Raw genomic sequence first — 17748 nt, 5'->3', positions numbered from 1 at the left:
GCTGAGGCTTCGCCGATGCCGGGTTCGCGAGGAGGTCCGGCCTTCTGGCCGGGCCTCCCTTCCCGCTCCCGCGAAGGCGAGGGAGGGGGCGTCTTCTCCCGGGCTCTCACAGGCGGTAGACCCGGCGGGCGGTCGCGGCGAACACGTTCTGGGCGACCTGGGCGGACCGGCGGGAGAGGACCTCCCGCCAGGTGGAGACCAGCGTGGGCAGGTCGGTCCAGATCTTCTCGATCGGGAAGTTGCTCCCCCACATGCAGCGGTGGGAGCCGAAGGCCTCCAGGCAGGTGTCCGCGACCGTCTCGATCAGCGCGCGGTCCACGCGGTGCACGAACGTGCCCTGGCCGGTGAGCTTCACCACGACGTTGGGCCGCTCGGCCAGCAGTCTCAGGCCGCGTTTCCACTCCGCGACCCGGCGCGCCTCGGATCCGTCGAGCATCCCCGCGTGGACCAGCACGAACGTGACGTCGGGGAAGTCGTCGACGAAGCTCGCGGCGTCGGCCATCTGTCCGGCGAACACCTGGAGTTCGAACAGCCAGCCGAGGTCGGCGAGCGAGGCGATGTTGCGGCGGAAGACCGGGTCCTTCATGCGGTCGGGGGCGGAGGCGAACCGGAACTCCGGCCGTTCGTGCCAGTGCAGCTGCAGCCGGGTGCCCCTCATGAGCGGGGTGAGCGCGGCCTGGCGGCGCATCACCTCCGCCGCGCCCTCGTCGAAGAGGTCCGCGGAGCCGACCACGGCCGTGGGCCAGCCGGTCTCGGCGTGCGTCTCGCGCAGCCAGCGCACCTCGTCCAGGGAACGGTCGAGCGGCCAGTTGGCCTGGACGTAGACCGCGGAGGTGATGCCGCAGGCGGTGGCCTCCTCGACGTACTCCGACACCGGGTAGTCGCGGCGGATCGGTTCGTAGGGGCCGAAGATGCGCGGGACCATCTCTCCCTGGAGCCAGGGCAGGTCGGCGGCGCGCCAGATGTGGTGGTGCGCGTCGACGATCCCGGTGGGGGCCGGACGGGCGGTGGTGTCGGTCATCGAATGCCTCCGGCGTGGAGATCCCCGGCTTCGGTGCGGGGGAGGGGCTTGTCCGTTCCCGTGGGGAGTGGAGGGTGCGGGCGCCTCGCCGCCGCGCGCCGGGGGCCGGACAGGACCGCCGGGAGGCGGCGGACCTCCGCGAGGCCGGTGGCCAGGTCGCGCACGCCGCCGAGGTGGTCGAGGTGGGGGAGCTGGGCGGCCATGGCGCGCGTGACCGGCCGGTAGGTGGGGGAGCACGCCAGCGGCGACCACCAGACGAGCCGGTGGCCGAGCCGGGACAGGCGGGCGGTCGCGCGGACCATGGGGACGCAGTCGCCGCGTTCGAGCCCGTCGGAGATCACGATCACCAGCGCGCCCCTCGCGAGCGCCACGAACCGCGGGACGCCCAGGAACTCGTGCAGTGCCGCCCCGATCGCGGTGCCGCCGTCGGCGTCCGTCACCAGCTCGGACACCGCCCGCAGCGCCCGCCCCGGGTGGGGATGCGACAGCGCGGAGGTGATCCTGGTGAGCCGGGTGCCGAAGGTGAAGACCTCGGTGCGGGCCGGTGCCGCGCGCAGCGCCGTGTGCGCCAGGCGGAGCAGGCCGGGGGTGTGCCGCCGCAGCGAGCCGGAGACGTCGACCAGGATGAGCAGGCGGCGCGGGCGCGGCGGCCGGGCGCGGTGGCGCAGTTCGACGATCTCCCCGTCGTGGCGGTGCGCCCGCCGCCAGACGCGCCGCACGTCCAGCCGGTCTCCGGACCGCGCCGGGCGCCGCCGCCTGGACGGGGCCGAGGGCAGTACGGCGGGCCAGGCGGCCTCCAGGGCGCGGGTGACCGAGCGCCACCGGTCGCCGTCCGTGTCGAAGTCCCGCCTGCCGTACGTGCTGAGCGTGCTGGCCTCGACGCCGTCGCCGGGCAGCACCTCTCGCGGGGCCGGATCGTCCTCGCCCGGCCCCTGGGGGGAGGGGACGTCGCTCTCCCCGGCGGGGGGCGGGGGTACGGCGTCCGGAAGGCCGCCCCGCCGGAACCACGCGGTGAAGACCCGGTCGAACGCGGCGAGCTCGCCGATGTCGTGCAGCAGGGTGATCCGGGCGTACCAGTACAGGGTGGTCAGGTCGCGCGGCGGCGACGCGCCGACGACCCGCAGCAGGTCGGCCTGTTTCGGCAGCGCGGTGGTCACGCCCTCGGCGCGCAACGCGGTGAGGAACCCCCACAGGTGACCGGCGGCGAGGACGGCCGGTCGGGGGTCGGTGGCGGGTTCGGGATCGCCCGGCGGCTCCTTCGCGAAGGTGGCCGGTTGGGAGGCGTCCGGTGGTTCCTCCGCGTGGTGGGAGGCGTCCGGCGACCTCTCCGCGCCCCCGGTGGGTTCAGACATCGCGGAACAGCTCCTCCGCGTGCCCGGCGACCAGCCGGGTGTCCTCCTCGTCCTTGATGAGCAGGCCGAGGGCGCGGCGCAGCGCCACGGGCCACGGGCTGCCGCCCTCGGCCAGGGCCGTCGCGCCCCTCGCCCACTCCACCGACTCGGCGATGCCGGGCCGTTTGAGCAGCGGCAGCCCGCGTACCCGCTGGACGGCGCGCACCAGCCCCTCCGCGGCCCGCTCCTCCAGGCCGGGTACGGCCGCGCGCAGGATCGCCCGCTCGCGGTCGACCTCGGGGAAGGCGATCCAGTGGTAGAGGCATCGCCGTTTGAGCGCGTCGTGCAGCTCGCGGGTCCGGTTGGAGGTGAGCACCACGATCGGCGGCGTGCGCGCCCCGATGGTGCCCAGCTCCGGGACCGTGATCTGGAAGTCGCCCAGGAACTCCAGCAGGAACGCCTCGAACTCGCTGTCGGCGCGGTCGATCTCGTCGATCAGCAGGACCGCGCCGCGATCGGCCTCCAGGGCGCGGAACAGCGGCCGCCGCAGCAGGAACTCCTCGCGGTAGAGGTCGCCGACCTCCTGGCCCCGGCTCTCGGCCACCCGGACCCACAGGAGCTGCTTGGGATAGTCCCACTCGTACAGCGCCTGTCCGGCGTCCAGCCCCTCGAAGCACTGGAGCCGGATGAGCTCGCGGCCGACGACGCGCGAGAGCACCGAGGCGACCTCGGTCTTCCCGACGCCCGGTTCCCCCTCCAGCAGCAGCGGCCGGCCCAGCCGCAGCGCCAGGTGGACGGCCGTGCGGAGTCCCTCGTCGGCGAAGTACCCCTCCCGTTCGAGGGCCGAGGCGAGCGCGCGCTCGTCCAGGGGACAGGCCGCCACGGAGGCCCCACCGGCCGGTGGGAAGGGCCCGCCGGGTGTCACAGCTGGGCGTGCTCGGTCGTGAGCAGGTGGATCCGCTGGGTGGTGTGCGCGGCGGCGTCGGCCGCGGCGGCCTTGCCGTGCTCGGAGCCGAACGCGGCGACGCGGGCGTCCTCGTCGTCGAAGTAGAGTTCGTTCACCGAGTCGAACGGCGCGTCCTCGCCGTTGCTGACGCTCACCGTGTACTTGCGCAGCCCGGGAAGCCTTTTGGCGAACTCGACGTGGTCCTCCACGACCCACTTCGCGAACTCCTCGTGGGACATGTTCTCCGCGCGCTTGAGCAGTGAGACGACTTTCAGCATGGTTGCCGGTTCCTTCGGATCAGGTGGGTGTGCTGGGTGTTCAGGCGTCCCCGCGCGAGGGCACCCCGGGCGGGGCGTCCTCGTACAGGGTGTCCTCACGCAGGGCGTCCAGCCCGCGCAGGACGCGTTCGGGGGTGAAGGGCATCGCGGTGACGCGTACGCCGCAGGCGTCGAAGATGGCGTTGGCGATGGCCGGGATCGGCGCGTTGGCGGTCATCTCGCCGATGCCCTTCGCGCCGTAGGGGCCGTTGCCCGCCGGGCGTTCCAGGAACAGGCTGTGCTGTACGGGGATGTCGGCCGGTCCCGGCATGAGATAGTCGGCGAAGTCGCGGGGCCCGTGGTCGCGCCGGGGATAGTAGGGCTCGGTGGTCTCGAACAGGGCGTGCGACATGCCCATCCACGCCCCGCCCTCGACCTGCTGGGTCGCCATGGCCGGGTTGAGCGCCCGGCCGATCTCGTAGGCGTTGTACAACTCCAGCACCTCGACCGTCCCGGTCTCGTCGTCCACCTCGACGACGGCGACCGTGCACGCGTGCGCCTGGCACGAGTCGGGGTCCATCTCTCCCGTCTCGGGCACCGGCACGCTCGGCTCCTTGAGGAAGATGCCGCGCCCGGAGATCGTCCGGCCGTGCTTGAAGTGCGCGGCGAGGGCGAGGTCGGTGATGTGGATGCTCGGCTGCTCCGAACCCTTGAGCTTGACGACGCCGGTGCCGTCGGTCTCCAGGTCCCCGGCGTCGACCTCCAGCTCCTCGGCGGCGACCTCCAGCATCACGGCGCGCGCCTCGGCCGCCGCCATGATGACGGCGTTGCCGACGCGGTGGGTGCCCCGGCTGGCGAAGGTGCCCATGCAGTGCGGCCCGGTGTCGGTGTCGGCGGTGTTGACCAGGACGTTCTCGATCGGCAGGCCGAGTGTCTCGGCCGCGCACTGCGCGGCGATCGTCTTGATGCCCTGGCCGAGGTCCACCGAGGACAGCGTGATCACGAAGGTGCCGGTGGTCGTGGCGTGGATCAGCGCCTGCGAGGGGTCGCCGCCGAGGTTCATGCCGGTCGGGTAGTTCACCGAGGCGTACCCGCGCCCGCGCAGCCTGGCCATCTCCTACAACCCCTCTCGTGTCGTCGAGGACATCCGGCGGTACGCCTCGGGCAGCTCGTGCCCGGACATCTCAGCGGCCTTCTGGATCACTTCGACCAGGGCGGTGCCCTCGGCGACCTTGCGGTGGGCCTTGAGGTCCCCGTCGCGGTAGGCGTTGAGGAGACGCAGTCGCAGCGGGTCCATGGACAGCGCCCTCGCGATCCGGTCCATCTGCGACTCCAGCGCGAAGTCGCCGATGGTCACGCCGAACCCGCGCATCGCGCTGGAGGGCGTGCGGTTGGTGAACACGCAGTGGCAGTCGGCCCACACGTTCGGGATCGAGTACGGTCCCGGCAGGTGGGCGGCGGCCTTGGTGGTGCCGTACGGGGTGTGCCGGGCGTAGGCGCCGGAGTCGACGTACAGCGTGACCTTGCGGCCGACGATCCGGCCGTCGTCCATCACGGCGTCCCTGATGTAGATGCGCTCGGCCGCGCGCGGCGAGGAGACCTGCATCTCCTCGTACCTGCCGTAGACGAACTTGACCGGGCGGTCGGTCATCATGGCGGCCACGCACGCGACCGGCTCGACGACGACGTCGACCTTGCCGCCGAAGCCTCCGCCGACCGTCCCGCCGACGACACGCAGCTTGTTGAACGGGGTTTCCAGGATCAGCGCGGTGTTGTCGAGGGTGAAGAAGCACGCCTGGGTGTCGGAGTGGATCCGCAACCGGCCGTCGGCCTGCGGGATCACCACGCATCCGGTGGTCTCGGTGGGGGCCTGCTCGATCGGCGCGGACTCGTAGCGCCACTCGAAGACGTGGTCGGCCTCCCCGAACGCCCGCTCCACGTCGCCGAACCGGATCCGCCGGCAGTGGTGCCCCTCGTAGGTGAAGAAGTTGCGGCCGTGGTACTCGTTGACCAGCGGCGCCCCCTCCGCCAGGGCCTCCTCGACGTCGAAGACGGCGGGCAGGTCCTCGTAGCCGACCCTGATCCTGGCCGCGCCCTCCAGGGCCGCCGCCTCGGACTCGGCGACCACCGCGCAGATCGGCTCGCCGAGGTAGCGGACCTTGTCCACGGCCAGGATCGGCTCGTCGTCCGGTCCGACGCCGATCAGCTTGAGCGGGGTGTAGAGGTTGTTCGGGATGTCGGCGTGGGTGAGGATCCGGACGACGCCGGGCACGGCGAGGGCGTCGGTCAGGTCGACGCCGGTGATCCTGGCGTGGTGGCGGGCCGAACGGTGCATCTTCAGGTGCAGCATTCCCCTCGGGGCGACGTCCTCGAAGAACTCGGTCCTGCCGGTGACGTGCCCCAGCGCGTCGGAGCGCTGGACGACCGAGCCGATGACGGTGAAGTCGTCCTCGCGCTCGGCGGCGAAGGAGCCCTTGTCGATGGGGGCGAGCCGGTAGGTCATCGCGCCACCGTCCCTTCCACGGGCCGTCCCGGCTTCGCGCTCTCCTCGCGCCTGCGTCTGGCCGCGTCCAGGATGGCGATCATGATGGGCTGGTAGCCGGTGCACCGGCAGACGTTGCCCGAGATCGCCTCGGCCACGTCCTCCCGGCTCGGGTCGGGGTCGCGGTCCAGCAGGGCCTCGGCGACCATGATCATGCCCGCCGTGCAGAACCCGCACTGGGTGGCGAAGTTGTCGACGAAGGCGCTCTGCACCTCGTCGAGGTCCCCGCCGGCTGCCACCCCCTCCAGCGTGCGGACCGAGCAGTCCGAGACCGTCTCCACGGCGACCAGGCACGCCGTCACGGGCCGGTCGTCGACCAGTACGGTGCAGGTGCCGCAGCTCCCCTGCGAGCAGCCGCGCTTGGCGGCCGTGAGCCCCAGCGTGTCGCGCAGGGCCGCCAGGAGCGTGGTGCCGGGCCTGGCGATGAACTCCCGGGGTTCGCCGTTGACGACGAGCGAGACGATCTGTGACGGCATTGTCCGGCCCTTTCTGGGGGATGGGCGCGTATACGGGGGCGGCTAGGAGGTGAAGGCCCGGCGCAGGTGCACGGGCAGGACGCGCGCCCGGTACCACGCGCTGGCGTAGGCGTCGTCGAAGGGGGCCGTGTCGGCGCGGGCGGCCTCTCCGGCCTCGGTCAGGACCTCGGCGCTCAGCGGGCGGTCCCGCAGCAGCCGCTCGGCCGACACCGCGCGCACCGGGCGCGGGGCGACGCCGCCGAGGGCGATCCTGGTCGAGGTCACCACGCCGTCCTCGACGCGCGTCACGGAGGCGACGGTCACGATGGACGCCGAGTTCAGCCTGCGGCGCATGGCCTTGTGGTAGTACCAGGTTCCCGGTTCCGGCAGTCTCACCACCACCGCCGTGACGAACTCGCCCCCGGCGACCCCCGAGGCGAGCACGTCGGCCACCGGGGCGTCACGCCGCCCGCCGGGGCCCGCGATCTCACACAGCGCGTCGAGGGCGAGCAGGCAGACCGCCAGATCGCCGTACGGCTGCGCGACGAACAGGTTGCCGCCCACGGTCGCCAGGTTGCGGATCGTCGGGGAGGCGATCGTGCGCAGCGCCGGACGCAGGAAGCCGAGCCCGGGATGCTCCTCGACGGACGACAGGGGAGCCGCCGCGCCGATCCTGGCCACGCCGCCGCGGACCTCGATCCCCGCCAGCCCGGCCCTGCGCAGGCTGATCAGTTCGCTCCCGGCCGCGGCCCCGCTGTTCACCAGCGGCATCACGACGGTGCCACCGCCCATGATCCAGCCGCCCCTCGCCGAGTGGGCCGCCACGGCCTCCGCGGACTCGGGGACGTGGACCGCCTGGATCATCATGGCCGAACCCCCTGCGTTACAAGCGGGTTAACTATCGATAATTGATTATCGGCACCGTAGGCTGAGCGTCGTCTCGGAGTCAAGAGGGAGTCAAGGGAAGATCGATGAGCGAGAATCGACACTCGGTAGGATGCGCTCCATGACCGAGGAGCCCCCCATGCTGCCGCGGCTGACGCTGTCGCGGCAGATCCGCGACTCGCTGGTCAGCCGGATCGTCTCCGGCCAGTTCAGGCCCGGTGAGCGGCTGGTGGAGACGCGTCTCGCCGCGACGTACGGCACGAGCCAGGCCCCCGTCCGCGAGGCGCTGCGCGAGCTGGAGGTCATGCGGCTGGTGGAGACCCAGCCGCGCAGGGGCACCTTCGTGCGCCCCTTCGTCCACGAGACGCTCCGGGAGAGCTACGTCGTGCGGGCCGCGCTGGAGGAGACGGCCATCCGCCTGGCCCTGCTCGCCGGGACCGTCCCGGTCGAGGCGCTCGGATCGGACGTGGCGGCGATGCGGGCCGCGGCCGTCGAGGGCGACGGTGAGGCGTCCATGCGAGCGAGCGTGTCCTTCCACCGGCGCATCGTCGAGGCGGCCCACAACGAGCTGCTCAGGCTCTCCTGGGAGGGGTTGCAGATCGAGGCGCGCACCTCGGTCACCATGCTCGCGACCGGCGTGAACCTCCACGACATCGCCCGCGACCACGCCGAGCTGCTGGCGGTGATCGAGCGCGGCGACCTGGAGACGGCCTGCAAGCACGCCCGCGACCACCAGTGGCACTACGCCGACCTGCCGCACGACGCCCACGGCCGGATCCGCGACACCGCCGCCGGCTGAATCGCCGCGCGATCCGGGGTTTTCGCGGTTGGAACCCGGCGACCGGGGTAGCCGGGCCGGACTGTCGTCATCACCGGCCGGAACGGCGGGGACCGCTCCTCACGAGGAACCGGCACCCGCCGAGGCACGGGCGGCGGGGTCGTGCGCGACCCCACGGCCCGGCCCGGGATGCGAGGGACGCGGATACGGTTCGAGGAAAGGTGAGATCGTGACGAGCAACTCCGGACAGACCGGTTCCGAGGCGGCGTCGGCCGCGGCCAAGACGCTGGCCGACCCCAACGCGACCGAGGAGGAGAAGTCCGCCGCCGCCAGCGCGCTGTCGCAGGCCCCGGAGAGCCAGGGGGAGACCGGCTCCGAGGCGGCGTCTGCCTCCTCCAGGACGCTCTCGGACCCCGAGCAGGGCGACACGGAGAAGTCCGCGGCGGCCAGCGCGCTGTCGCAGACGCCGGAGAACCCCGACAAGGAGTGACGACCGCGGCTGCCCGGAGGCCGCCTCCGGGCAGCCGCCGTTCGGGGCGTCCCGAGGCCCTCTTCAGGGGGTCGTCCGGGTCGTCCCGGGGTCGCCTCGGGGTCGCCTCGGGGTGGCTCGTCCTCCGGTCGTCACATCGCCCAGCGCCGGAACCCGCCCTCGGAGTTGATCACCTGGCCGGTGATCCAGGCGCCGTCGTCGGAGGCGAGCCAGCGGACCAGCCGGGCGACCTCCTCCGGTTTCCCCCACCGCCCCGCGGGCAGGGCGCGGCCCACCCTGCGGGTGAGGTCGGGGTCGGCCCAGCCGGTGTCGACCGGTCCCGGGTTGACGGTGTTCACGGTGATTCCCCGGTCGGCGAGGGCGTCGGCGAGGCTGAGCGTCATCTGGTGGATCGCGCCCTTGCTGATGGCGTACGGCAACTCCTGGCTCATCGGGGCGAGATGCTGCCCCGAGGTGAACATGATCACCCGCCCGCCGGGCCGCCGGTCGTCGTGCTGAGCGGCGAAGGCTTGTGCCAGCAGCACGCTCCCGCGGGCGTTCACCGCCCAGGAGAGGTCGAGTTCGGCCGCGGTGATCTCGTCGAGCGTTCCCAGGGCGCTGCGGGTGTGGTTGGCGACCACCACGTCGACGTGCCCGAAGGACCGCGCCGCCAGCTCGATCACCGACGCCGGGGTCTCCGGGTCGGTGAAGTCGGCCTCCACGTGCCGCAGGCGCTCGCCCACACCGCCGAGTTCCTCAAGGATCCCCGCCATCCCGGCGGGGTCGGCGCCCCACGGCTGGTCGGCGTCGTGCGGCGTCCACGAGTGCGCCAGCACGCTCGCCCCCTCGGCGAGCAGCTCGCGGGCGATCGCGAAGCCGATCCCGGCCCGCCTGCTCACCCCGGTCACCACCGCGACGCGCCCCGCCAGCGACTCCCGGCCGCGACCTGTGTCCATTTCGATGGTCATGATCTGATTTTGCCGAAAAGGAGCCCACTCGCGGCCGATCGCCGCGATTCCCCGTCCGGAGGCCCGGAAGTTCAGGAGCCCGGAAGGAGGCGGGGCTCTCCCGTGGAGGGATCGCGAAGGACCCGTGGCCGCCGCCGGAGGCCGACGGCGTGCCCGGCCGCCGGTCGGGCTCCGCCCCGGCTACGCGCTCATTCGCTCATTCGAATCGCCAGCGCCGGTTGACCTCCTCGACGCTGGGCGGCGGGCCGGGCAGCGGATCCGCCGAGGGCAGGCGCAGGCCGTCCAGGACCAGGGTCAGGTAGCGGTCCCTGATCTCGGCGGTCCTGGCCTCGTCGCCGAGCCGGAGGCAGGCGATCTGCTCGAAGACCATCGCCACGTCGGCGACGGCCAGGCCGGGGCGGAGCACTCCCGCGTCCCTGGCCCGCTCGAAGATCCGTATGGTGAGCTCGTTCGCGTGGGCGGACGCGCGGTGGAGGTCCTCGCCGGGGGCGAAGGTCCCGGCCAGGTTGATCACCAGGGAGTGGTTGTCGGTCTCCACGACGCGGCGGACGAACCCGGCGAAGGCGTCCCACGGGTCGTCCTCGCCGGTGAGGGCCGCCTCGGCCTCGGCGATGTAGCGGTCCAGGCCGTCCGAGCAGAGCCTGCGGAGCAGGTCCTCCTTGCCCGCGTAGCGGCGGTAGAGCGCGCTGATGCCCACCCCGGCCCGCTCGGCCACCGCGGAGATCGGGGCGCCGGGGTCGGCGACGAAGACCGCGCGGGCGGCCTCCAGGATCACCTGGTCGTTACGGGCGGCCTGGGCCCTGCGGCCGTTCATCGGTCCCGGAGTGGCTGTCTCCATGCCGCCAATATAACGACCGGAACATAGCATTCCATTCTGGCGGGAGGCTCCGGCGCGAGGGGAGTCCGGGTCGCCTGTGGGTCGGGTGTTCCGTGGTTTGGGCCGTCCCGGTGAAGGATTCGCGGGAACCCGAGACAGGAACGACGGCGGAACCGAGAAAGACCCGCCGTGGCGGGTCTTTCGCGAGGAGGCCGGACGAGGGGTCAGGCGGCGGAGGTGGGGCCGCTCGTCCGTGGAAAACGCAGGACGTTGCGACCCGTGTGGGCACTGAGGTCGATGACTTTGGCGTCACCGGTCACGCCTCGGCGTGTCGCGGAACGAATGTCCCTGATCTTGAGCCGTGCGACATATGGTGGCACGACCACAAGTCTCTTCATTGAGCCCCCCGGCGTGATGGTTCCGTTATAAGAAATATTTACAGAGCGCCACATAAGACTGCCGTAAAGACCAGGTCAACAGGGGAGTGGGTGCCCTGAGGGGGATCGCGGATCCGGGCCCTGGGTGCGGCCGGGGCGACGCGGGATCCGCCGCCGGGTGATCCGGGTGCGTCGCCGCATGATCCGCCCCCTTCCCGGGCTCGCCGTGCTCCGCGTCCTGTGACGCCGGTCCGCCGGCCGCTCGCGCGTCCGGCTCGCACGGTCGCCCGTGCGAGCCAAACCTAGTCCGCCCCGCCCCTCCCGATCAACCGCTTTGACTACGCAGGGTCCCCGGAACCATACGGGTGGTGACGGCGATCCGGTTCCACGCGTTGATCGTCGAGATGGCCACGACCAGCGCGGCCAGCACCTCGGGCTCGTAGTGCCTGGAGGCCTCCTCCCAGACCTCGTCCGGCACCGTCTCACCGCGGTCGCTGAGCCGGGTGGCCTCCTCGGCCAGGGCGAGGGCCGCCCGCTCGGCGTCGCTGAAGAAGGGCGTCTCCCGCCAGGCCACCACCGAGAACAGCCGCTCGTCGCTCTCCCCGGCCGCCTTGGCGTCGTGGGAGTGCATGTCGACGCAGAAGGCGCAGCCGTTGATCTGGCTGACCCGCAGCTTGACCAGCTCCTTCGTGGTGTGCGGCAGCCCGCTGTCGGTCAGATATTTCTCCAGCCTCAGCATGGCCCGGTAGGCCTCGGGGGCGAGTTCGCCGATGCTCATCCGCTCTTTCATCGGACACTCCTTAGTTTCTCCGGGTTCCTCATGATGTCGATCCCGGTGATCCGGCCCTCGGAGACGGTCAGCCCGTAGACGGCGAGCCCGCCCTCCGGCGTGCGCAGCAGCCCGGCCCGGCCGTTGACCGTGGTCACCGTGAGCCGGTCCGCGGCGCCGATCTTCCTCGCGATGCCGAGCAGGAAGCGGGCCACCCGCGCGGAGCCGTGGATCGGCCGCCTGGCCGCCACCACCACCCCGCCGCCGTCGCTGCGCAGCACCACGTCCGGATCGAGCAGCGCCGTCAGCGCGCCGATGTCGCCGTCGCCGTTCCCGCCCCGGATGACCCGCGCGAACGCCTCGACCACCCTGCGGTGCTCGGCCTCGTCGACCTCGAAGCGGGGCGCCCGTGCCGCGACGTGCCCGCGGGCGCGGGCGGCGAGCTGCCGGCACGCGGCGGCCGAGCGCCCGACCGCGCGCGCCACCTCCCCGAACGGCAGCCCGAACACGTCGTGCAGCACGAAGGAGGTGCGTTCGGCGGGGCTGAGCGACTCCAGCACCACCAGCATCGCCATGCTCATCGACTCGTCCAGGGTTACCCTGTCGGCGGGGTCGCCCCCGCCCACCACCGGCTCCGGCAGCCACGGCCCGACGTACTCCTCACGCCGCACGCGCGCCGAACGCAGTACGTCCAGCGCGAGTCTCGATACTGTGACCACCAGCCAGCCCGTGACGTCCCCGATCTCCGAACGCTCCGCCCTGCCCAGCCGGAACCAGGCATCCTGCACCACGTCCTCGGCCTCGTCGACGCTGCCGAGCAGGCCGTAGGCCACGCCGACCAGCCGTGGCCGGATGGCCGCGAACTCCGCCGCGAGAGCTTCGTCACCGTTCACGTAAGGAGGACGAGACATGTCCCCAGTTTGTGACACCGCCCGAACCTCGCCGTCCTCCGGGGCGTCCAATCCACCGGCGAAACGGAGCGTGAGTTGAGTACGGCACTTATCGACGGTGATCCGCAGCGGCTAGGTGACTACTGGCTGGCCGGACGGCTGGGCGCGGGCGGCCAGGGCGTGGTCTACGAGGCGTACGACGCCGAGGGCACGCGCGTCGCGGTGAAGGTCCTGCACGGCGATGCCGGGACCGACCCCGAGCTGCGCGAGCGGTTCGGCCGCGAGGCCGCCGCCGCCCGCCGGGTGGCCTCCTTCTGTACGGCGGGCGTGCTGGACGCCGACCTCGACGGGCCCAGGCCGTACATCGTCAGCGAGTACGTGGAGGGCCCCAGCCTGCGCAGGGCCGTCGCGGAGGGGCGCCGCTTCACCGGGGGTGACCTGCACCGCCTCGCGACCGCGATCGCCACCGCGCTGACCGCCGTCCACGAGGCCGGGGTCGTCCACCGCGACCTCAAACCCGACAACGTGCTGCTGGGCCCGGACGGCCCACGGGTGATCGACTTCGGGGTCGCCCGCACCGAGGACATGTCGCTGACCGCGACCGGCATGGTGGCGGGCACCCCGACGTACATGGCCCCCGAGATCTTCATGGGTCAGCGCGCGAGCGCGGCCGTCGACGTCTTCGCCTGGGGCGGGATCATGGTCTTCGCCGCGACGGGGGCCGACCCGTTCCGCGCGGAGAGCCTGGGCGGGATCATGCACCGCGTGCTGTCGGTACAGCCCCAGCTGGACATGCTCCCCGAGCACCTGCGGCCGTTCGTCGCCGCCTCGCTCGCCAAGGACCCCGAGTCCAGGCCCACCGCCAGGGACCTGCTGCTCGCCCTGGTCAGCGGTGACGGCGCCGTCGACACGCCGAGACTGCTCGCGGCGGGCAGCGACGCCGGGGCCCAGGTCCGCGCCACCTCGTCCGACCCCGCGCTCGGCACCCTCGCCGAGGACGCCTACGTCGCGCTCGGTCCCGCCGAGCGGGAGCTGGCCCCCGAGATCTTCCTGCGGCTGGTCACCGTGACCGACGACGGCCAGCTGGTCGTACGCCACGCGCAGTGGGCCGAGCTCCTCGACGGGCGCCAGGAGGGTGAGGCCGCCGCGGTACGGCGCCTCGTGGAGGTCTTCGCGTACCTGCTCACCCACGACGACCGGGAGGTCTGGCTGTCGCGGCCCGCGCTGCCGCAGGCCTGGCCCAGGCTGCGCGCGTGGGTCCGGGCCAACCGGGACGGCCTGGCCGTGCACCGGGGCATCCTCACCGCCGCGCGGCGCTGGCAGGTCCAGGGGCGCAGGGACGGGGACCTTTTCCAGGGCGGCAACCTGGAGAACGCCATGCGCTGGGCGGCCACCGGACGCCGCAACATCACGCTCAGCCCGGTCGAGCGCGACTTCCTGGAGGCCGGAGCCGCCCTCACCCGCCGCCGGGCCCGCAGGGGCAGGGCGATCTCCGGCACGCTGGCCGTGCTGCTCGTCGCCGCGCTGGCCGCCGGGGCGTTCGCCGTGCAGCAGAGCAGGGTGGCCGACGCGCGCAGCGCCGTCATCGCCTCCCAGCGCGACCAGGCGACGGCCGCGAGGCTCGCCGCGACGGCCGACACGCTGCGGATCGCCGAGCCGGTCAGGGCGATGCTGCTCAGCGTGGCCGCCTGGCGGCTGGCACCGGTGGTCGAGGCCAGGGCGAGCCTGGCCGGTTCGCTGGCCCAGCGGGAGACGGCCGCCTTCCACGACCCGGCCACCGGGATACAGACCCTCAGGGCGCTGAGTGCCGACGGGCGCACGCTCGTCAGCGCGAGCGACGGCGAGGCGCGTGTCTGGGACGTGCGGACCGGCAAACGCGTCGGCGGCTTCACCGGGATCGGCGGCGACCTGCGCGGGATCGCGCTGAGCCCGCGAGGCGGCCGGCTCGCGGTGATCAGCGGCCTGAGGCTGAGGATCTGGGACGTGCGAACCGGCAGGCCGACCGGCGCCGTCCTGGGGGTCCAGGGCCGGAGCGCGGGCGGCGACACCAGCGCGTCCTTCGGGCAGTCGGATGACTGGCTCATGGTCTGGCAGGGGGAGGGGTTCACCGTCTGGAACGTCGTGACCGGCGAGAAGCGCTACCCGCTCGGGGGAGCCGTCGGCACCGACATCTCCGCCGACGGGCGCGGGCTCGCGGCCGGGGACCTCAACGGCGAGGTGGCGGCCTTCCCCCTGGACGGCCCGCGCAGGATCCCGCTGGGGAGCCGCTGCAACGGCTGCGCGCCGCGCCCTGCCTACAGTCCCGACGGCGCGACCATCGCCGTCGGCAGGGGGAAGACCGTCGAGCTGCGTGACGCGGCCACCGGGACGAAGCTGGACCGCTTCTTCGAGCCGGGCGCGACCGGCGACCTCGTCTTCAGCCCCGACGGGCGTTTCCTGGCCTCGGCGCTCGACACGGCCCTGCGGCTCTGGCGGGTCGAGGACGGCAGGCTGCTGCTCACCCAGAGGATCGACGCGTACGACCCTGTCGTGGCCTTCGACCCCGATGGGCGCACCCTGCGCTACCTCACCGAGTCCTCGGTGACGAGCCTGGACGTCTCCGCGCTGACCAGGCCCGACACGCTGAAGGGCCCGGGTACCGGCTGGGCGGTCCTCAGCCCCGACGGGCGGCTCCTCGCCTCCAGGGCCGCCGAGGCGAGTGAGGTCGTGATCCGCGACGTCCGGCGGCGCGTCCGGGTGGGCTCGCTGGACATCGGGCCCGGGGGCGCCGACGGCTACTTCGAGATGGCCTTCAGCGCCGACGGCGGGCGGCTGGTGGTCAACAACGGCGCGGACAGCGCCCGGCTGACCGTCTGGGACACCTCCACCTTCAAGCGGATCACCACCGTCTCCCTCGCCCGCGGCGGCCAGGTGCCCGCCGTGGCGATCAGCGCCGACGGCACCGCCGTGGCCTCGTACACCCTCTACTACGACGCCGAGGTGGAGCCCGGCGGGGAGCTCCACGTCTGGGACGTGCCCAGCGGGCGGCTCCGCTGGTCGCGGCCCCAGGAAATGGTGGAGAAGCTGGTGTTCGCCCCGGACGGCGGGGCGCTCGCGGTGGCGGGCGGTGAGCACCGGCTGCTGGACGCGGGCACCGGCAAGCCGTTCGGCGACACCTACGGCTCGCCCACCGTCAGCATCCCGGCGATCGCGCTCGCCTTCGGCGAGGAGGGTGCCCGCTTCGCGGTCGCCGACCAGGTGGGGCGGATCTCGGTGTTCGAGACCCGGGGCAGGAAGCGGGTGGGCAGCATGATCAGGGGCGAGGCGGGAACGGGGACCGGCCTGGCGTACTCGCCCCGCGGCGACGTCGTCGCCGCGGCGGTGACCGAGCGGTCGGTGGGGATGTGGGACGTCGCGACCGGGCGCCGCCTCGGTCAGCCGATCGTCGCCCAGACCGGCGATCTCCAGGCGCTGGCGTTCAGCCCCGACGGTGCCCGGCTGATCACCGTCGACGGGGCCGGCACCCTGAGCGAGTATCCGGTCGAGCCGGAGGCGGTGACGCGGGCGGTCTGCGAGCGCGCGGGCCGCACCCTGTCCCGCGAGGAGTGGCGCACCTACCTGGGGGATCTGCCCTATCGCGACGTCTGCCCTGGTTGAAAGCAACTTTTTCCCCACGTACCGCATCAAACACCGCATGAGAGTGGCGCAGGGGTTGATCGTGGGCGACCCGTGGCGGCTGGGAGGGTACCGCCTCGCCGGGCGGCTGGGGGCGGGTGCCCTGGGCGTGGTCTACGAGGGGTACGACCCGGCCGGGCGGCGGGTCGCGGTGCGGGTCCTGCACGGCCCTTCGGGGCGTGAGGCGTCCGCCGAGGCCGCCGCCGCCCGCCGCGTCACCGCGCCCTGTACGGCGAACGTGCTGGACGCCGACCTCGACGGGCCCAGGCCGTACATCGTCAGCGAGTACGTGGAGGGCCCCAGCCTGCGCCGGGCCGGGCGGATCTTCGGCGGCGACGACCTGCACGGCCTCGCGACCGCGGTCGCCACCGCGCTGACGGCCCTGCACGAGGCCGGGGTCGTCCACCGCGGCCTCACGCCCGGCGACGTGATCCTCGGCGGGAACGGCCCCAGGGTCACCGGGTTCGGGACGAACCCCGGGCGGGGAACGTCGCTGACCGCCACCGGGCTCAGGACGCGCGTGCCGTCGTACACGGCGCCCGAGGTGTTCACCGGCGGCGCGGCGGGCCCGGCCGTCGACGTGTTCGCCTGGGGCGGGATCGTGCTGTACGCCGCGACCGGGGAGGACCCGTTCGCGGCGGGCAGCCTGGGCGGGGTGATGCACCGGATCCTCGCGCGCGACCCCGACCTGGACCCGCTGCCCCCGCTCCTGCGGCCCCTCGCCTCCGCCGCGCTCGCCAAGGACCCCCGGGCCAGGCCCGCCGCCCGCGACCTGCTGATCGCCCTGCTCGCCGCGGGCGCCCCGGGACCGAGGGCGGTGATGACGGCGGGGCCGTGGGTGGCCTCGCTGCTGCGGTCGGGAGCCGAGGTGGCGGCCGGGATCCGTACGGCCTGCGACGATCCCGGGCTGGGAGCGCTCGCCGAGTCCGCGTACGCCGCGCTCGGCCCGGCGGACAGGGAGCGCGCGCCCGGGATCTTCCTGAGGCTCGTCGCCATCGCCCCCGACGGGCAGCCGGTCGCCCGCGAGGCCAGGGTACCCGCCGGGTCCGAGCGCGTCCTGCGCGGCTTCGCGGGGCTGGTCGCGCACCGGGGGAATGAGGCGATCCTGGTCCACCAGGCGCTTCCGTACGCCTGGCCCCGCCTGGGGGAGTGGATCGAGGCCGATCGCGCCCGCCTCGTGGCGCGCGGGACGTTCGCCCGGCTGCTTCTCCCGCTGCTCGCCGTGTCGGTGGTGCTCGCGGTGCTGGCCGGGGTGATCGCGGTGATATGGGTTGTCTGACCTGCGGATACCTGGGTAGGACGTTTACCGGAAATGCCACGAGTTTTCGGGGGGAAACATGGCGAACTGTGAAACGTGCGGCAATGACTATGACATGAGCTTCGAGGTGCACGCCCAGGGCAAGGTGCACGTCTTCGACAGCTTCGAGTGCGCGATCCAGCGGATGGCGCCGATCTGCGAGCACTGCGGGGTCCGCATCGTCGGGCACGGCGTCGCGGCCGGTCGCCACTGGTTCTGCTGCGCCCACTGCGCGCGGCAGGAGGGCATGGACGCGCTCGTGGACCGGGTCGAGATGAAGGTGTGAGGCGAT

General features: G+C 73.0%; 17 protein-coding genes. 5 read left to right on the top strand and 12 right to left on the bottom strand.

Annotated features, from left to right (window positions below; translation table 11 throughout):
* Positions 1-106 precede the first annotated feature (106 nt).
* Genes ABD817_RS14885 through ABD817_RS14850 form a run of 8 tightly spaced genes read right to left on the bottom strand, consistent with a single transcriptional unit; the run spans position 107 to position 7419 of the window.
* On the bottom strand, positions 107-1021 hold the full coding sequence (locus ABD817_RS14885; RefSeq protein ID WP_344918476.1) for an amidohydrolase family protein: 915 nt from the start codon (positions 1019-1021) through the stop codon (positions 107-109).
* A complete protein-coding gene (locus ABD817_RS14880) occupies positions 1018-2373 on the bottom strand; it encodes a vWA domain-containing protein (protein ID WP_344918475.1) in 1356 nt (451 codons plus the stop codon). Before ABD817_RS14880 ends, ABD817_RS14885 begins: the two co-directional genes overlap by 4 nt.
* Positions 2366-3235, bottom strand: coding sequence for an AAA family ATPase (locus ABD817_RS14875; RefSeq protein WP_344918474.1), 870 nt, complete (start codon positions 3233-3235; stop codon positions 2366-2368). The genes ABD817_RS14880 and ABD817_RS14875 overlap by 8 nt, the downstream gene beginning before the upstream one ends.
* A 38-nt stretch (positions 3236-3273) precedes the next feature.
* Entirely contained in the window at positions 3274-3576 is a 303-nt protein-coding gene (locus ABD817_RS14870) for an EthD family reductase (protein ID WP_344918473.1), read from the bottom strand.
* Positions 3577-3616: 40 nt separating this feature from the next.
* Positions 3617-4669, bottom strand: coding sequence for a xanthine dehydrogenase family protein molybdopterin-binding subunit (locus ABD817_RS14865; protein WP_344918472.1), 1053 nt, complete (start codon positions 4667-4669; stop codon positions 3617-3619).
* Positions 4670-4672: 3 nt separating this feature from the next.
* Positions 4673-6058: a xanthine dehydrogenase family protein molybdopterin-binding subunit gene (locus ABD817_RS14860; protein ID WP_344918471.1), complete on the bottom strand. Its 1386-nt coding sequence runs from the start codon at positions 6056-6058 to the stop codon at positions 4673-4675.
* Positions 6055-6573, bottom strand: coding sequence for a (2Fe-2S)-binding protein (locus ABD817_RS14855; RefSeq protein WP_344918470.1), 519 nt, complete (start codon positions 6571-6573; stop codon positions 6055-6057). Before ABD817_RS14855 ends, ABD817_RS14860 begins: the two co-directional genes overlap by 4 nt.
* A 42-nt stretch (positions 6574-6615) precedes the next feature.
* The gene (locus tag ABD817_RS14850) at positions 6616-7419 is read right to left on the bottom strand and encodes an FAD binding domain-containing protein (protein WP_344918469.1); all 804 of its coding nucleotides are present in this window, start codon (positions 7417-7419) and stop codon (positions 6616-6618) included.
* Positions 7420-7558: 139 nt separating this feature from the next.
* Here ABD817_RS14850 and ABD817_RS14845 point away from each other — a divergent pair, with 139 nt between their 5' ends.
* Positions 7559-8236 (top strand): GntR family transcriptional regulator, encoded by a 678-nt coding sequence (locus ABD817_RS14845; RefSeq protein WP_344918468.1) that lies wholly within the window; start codon positions 7559-7561, stop codon positions 8234-8236.
* A 208-nt stretch (positions 8237-8444) separates the two neighbouring features.
* Positions 8445-8705, top strand: coding sequence for a hypothetical protein (locus ABD817_RS14840; RefSeq protein WP_344918467.1), 261 nt, complete (start codon positions 8445-8447; stop codon positions 8703-8705).
* 131 nt (positions 8706-8836) lie between these two features.
* Here the strand turns inward: ABD817_RS14840 and ABD817_RS14835 are convergent, their stop codons facing one another.
* From ABD817_RS14835 to sigJ, 4 genes are all read right to left on the bottom strand, one after another.
* Positions 8837-9652: an SDR family oxidoreductase gene (locus ABD817_RS14835; RefSeq protein ID WP_344918466.1), complete on the bottom strand. Its 816-nt coding sequence runs from the start codon at positions 9650-9652 to the stop codon at positions 8837-8839.
* Positions 9653-9848: 196 nt separating this feature from the next.
* A complete protein-coding gene (locus ABD817_RS14830; RefSeq protein ID WP_344918465.1) occupies positions 9849-10490 on the bottom strand; it encodes a TetR/AcrR family transcriptional regulator in 642 nt (213 codons plus the stop codon).
* Positions 10491-11171: 681 nt separating this feature from the next.
* Positions 11172-11636 carry a carboxymuconolactone decarboxylase family protein gene (locus ABD817_RS14825; RefSeq protein WP_344918464.1) on the bottom strand — a complete coding sequence of 155 codons (465 nt, stop codon included), beginning with the start codon at positions 11634-11636 and terminating at the stop codon, positions 11172-11174.
* Positions 11633-12526 (bottom strand): RNA polymerase sigma factor SigJ, encoded by an 894-nt coding sequence (gene sigJ / locus ABD817_RS14820; RefSeq protein ID WP_344918463.1) that lies wholly within the window; start codon positions 12524-12526, stop codon positions 11633-11635. The genes ABD817_RS14825 and sigJ overlap by 4 nt, the downstream gene beginning before the upstream one ends.
* A 75-nt stretch (positions 12527-12601) precedes the next feature.
* On the opposite strand from sigJ, the gene ABD817_RS14815 reads away from it, so the two are divergent.
* The 3 genes from ABD817_RS14815 to ABD817_RS14805 are packed head-to-tail and all read left to right on the top strand — an operon-like array spanning position 12602 to position 17742.
* On the top strand, positions 12602-16141 hold the full coding sequence (locus ABD817_RS14815; RefSeq protein ID WP_344918462.1) for a protein kinase domain-containing protein: 3540 nt from the start codon (positions 12602-12604) through the stop codon (positions 16139-16141).
* Between the two features lie 37 nt (positions 16142-16178).
* Positions 16179-17438, top strand: coding sequence for a serine/threonine protein kinase (locus ABD817_RS14810; RefSeq protein WP_344918461.1), 1260 nt, complete (start codon positions 16179-16181; stop codon positions 17436-17438).
* A gap of 58 nt (positions 17439-17496) precedes the next feature.
* Positions 17497-17742, top strand: a complete 246-nt coding sequence (locus ABD817_RS14805) for a hypothetical protein (protein ID WP_344918460.1) — start codon at positions 17497-17499, stop codon at positions 17740-17742.
* Positions 17743-17748: the final 6 nt, after the last annotated feature.

This window comes from Streptosporangium oxazolinicum, from assembly GCF_039537505.1.
Taxonomy (GTDB): Bacteria; Actinomycetota; Actinomycetes; order Streptosporangiales; family Streptosporangiaceae; genus Streptosporangium; species Streptosporangium oxazolinicum.
This window is presented reverse-complemented; position numbering and strand designations above follow the sequence as displayed.

What these genes read in the sequence shown, in the direction of transcription:
- ABD817_RS14885 (WP_344918476.1), bottom strand. Translation starts at nt 1,021, where the DNA reads ATGACCGACACCACCGCCCGTCCGGCCCCCACCGGGATCGTCGACGCG.
- ABD817_RS14880 (WP_344918475.1), bottom strand. Translation starts at nt 2,373, where the DNA reads ATGTCTGAACCCACCGGGGGCGCGGAGAGGTCGCCGGACGCCTCCCAC.
- ABD817_RS14870 (WP_344918473.1), bottom strand. Translation starts at nt 3,576, where the DNA reads ATGCTGAAAGTCGTCTCACTGCTCAAGCGCGCGGAGAACATGTCCCAC.
- ABD817_RS14865 (WP_344918472.1), bottom strand. Translation starts at nt 4,669, where the DNA reads ATGGCCAGGCTGCGCGGGCGCGGGTACGCCTCGGTGAACTACCCGACC.
- ABD817_RS14860 (WP_344918471.1), bottom strand. Translation starts at nt 6,058, where the DNA reads ATGACCTACCGGCTCGCCCCCATCGACAAGGGCTCCTTCGCCGCCGAG.
- ABD817_RS14855 (WP_344918470.1), bottom strand. Translation starts at nt 6,573, where the DNA reads ATGCCGTCACAGATCGTCTCGCTCGTCGTCAACGGCGAACCCCGGGAG.
- ABD817_RS14850 (WP_344918469.1), bottom strand. Translation starts at nt 7,419, where the DNA reads ATGATGATCCAGGCGGTCCACGTCCCCGAGTCCGCGGAGGCCGTGGCG.
- ABD817_RS14845 (WP_344918468.1), top strand. Translation starts at nt 7,559, where the DNA reads ATGACCGAGGAGCCCCCCATGCTGCCGCGGCTGACGCTGTCGCGGCAG.
- ABD817_RS14835 (WP_344918466.1), bottom strand. Translation starts at nt 9,652, where the DNA reads ATGACCATCGAAATGGACACAGGTCGCGGCCGGGAGTCGCTGGCGGGG.
- ABD817_RS14830 (WP_344918465.1), bottom strand. Translation starts at nt 10,490, where the DNA reads ATGGAGACAGCCACTCCGGGACCGATGAACGGCCGCAGGGCCCAGGCC.
- ABD817_RS14825 (WP_344918464.1), bottom strand. Translation starts at nt 11,636, where the DNA reads ATGAAAGAGCGGATGAGCATCGGCGAACTCGCCCCCGAGGCCTACCGG.
- sigJ (WP_344918463.1), bottom strand. Translation starts at nt 12,526, where the DNA reads ATGTCTCGTCCTCCTTACGTGAACGGTGACGAAGCTCTCGCGGCGGAG.
- ABD817_RS14810 (WP_344918461.1), top strand. Translation starts at nt 16,179, where the DNA reads ATGAGAGTGGCGCAGGGGTTGATCGTGGGCGACCCGTGGCGGCTGGGA.
- ABD817_RS14805 (WP_344918460.1), top strand. Translation starts at nt 17,497, where the DNA reads ATGGCGAACTGTGAAACGTGCGGCAATGACTATGACATGAGCTTCGAG.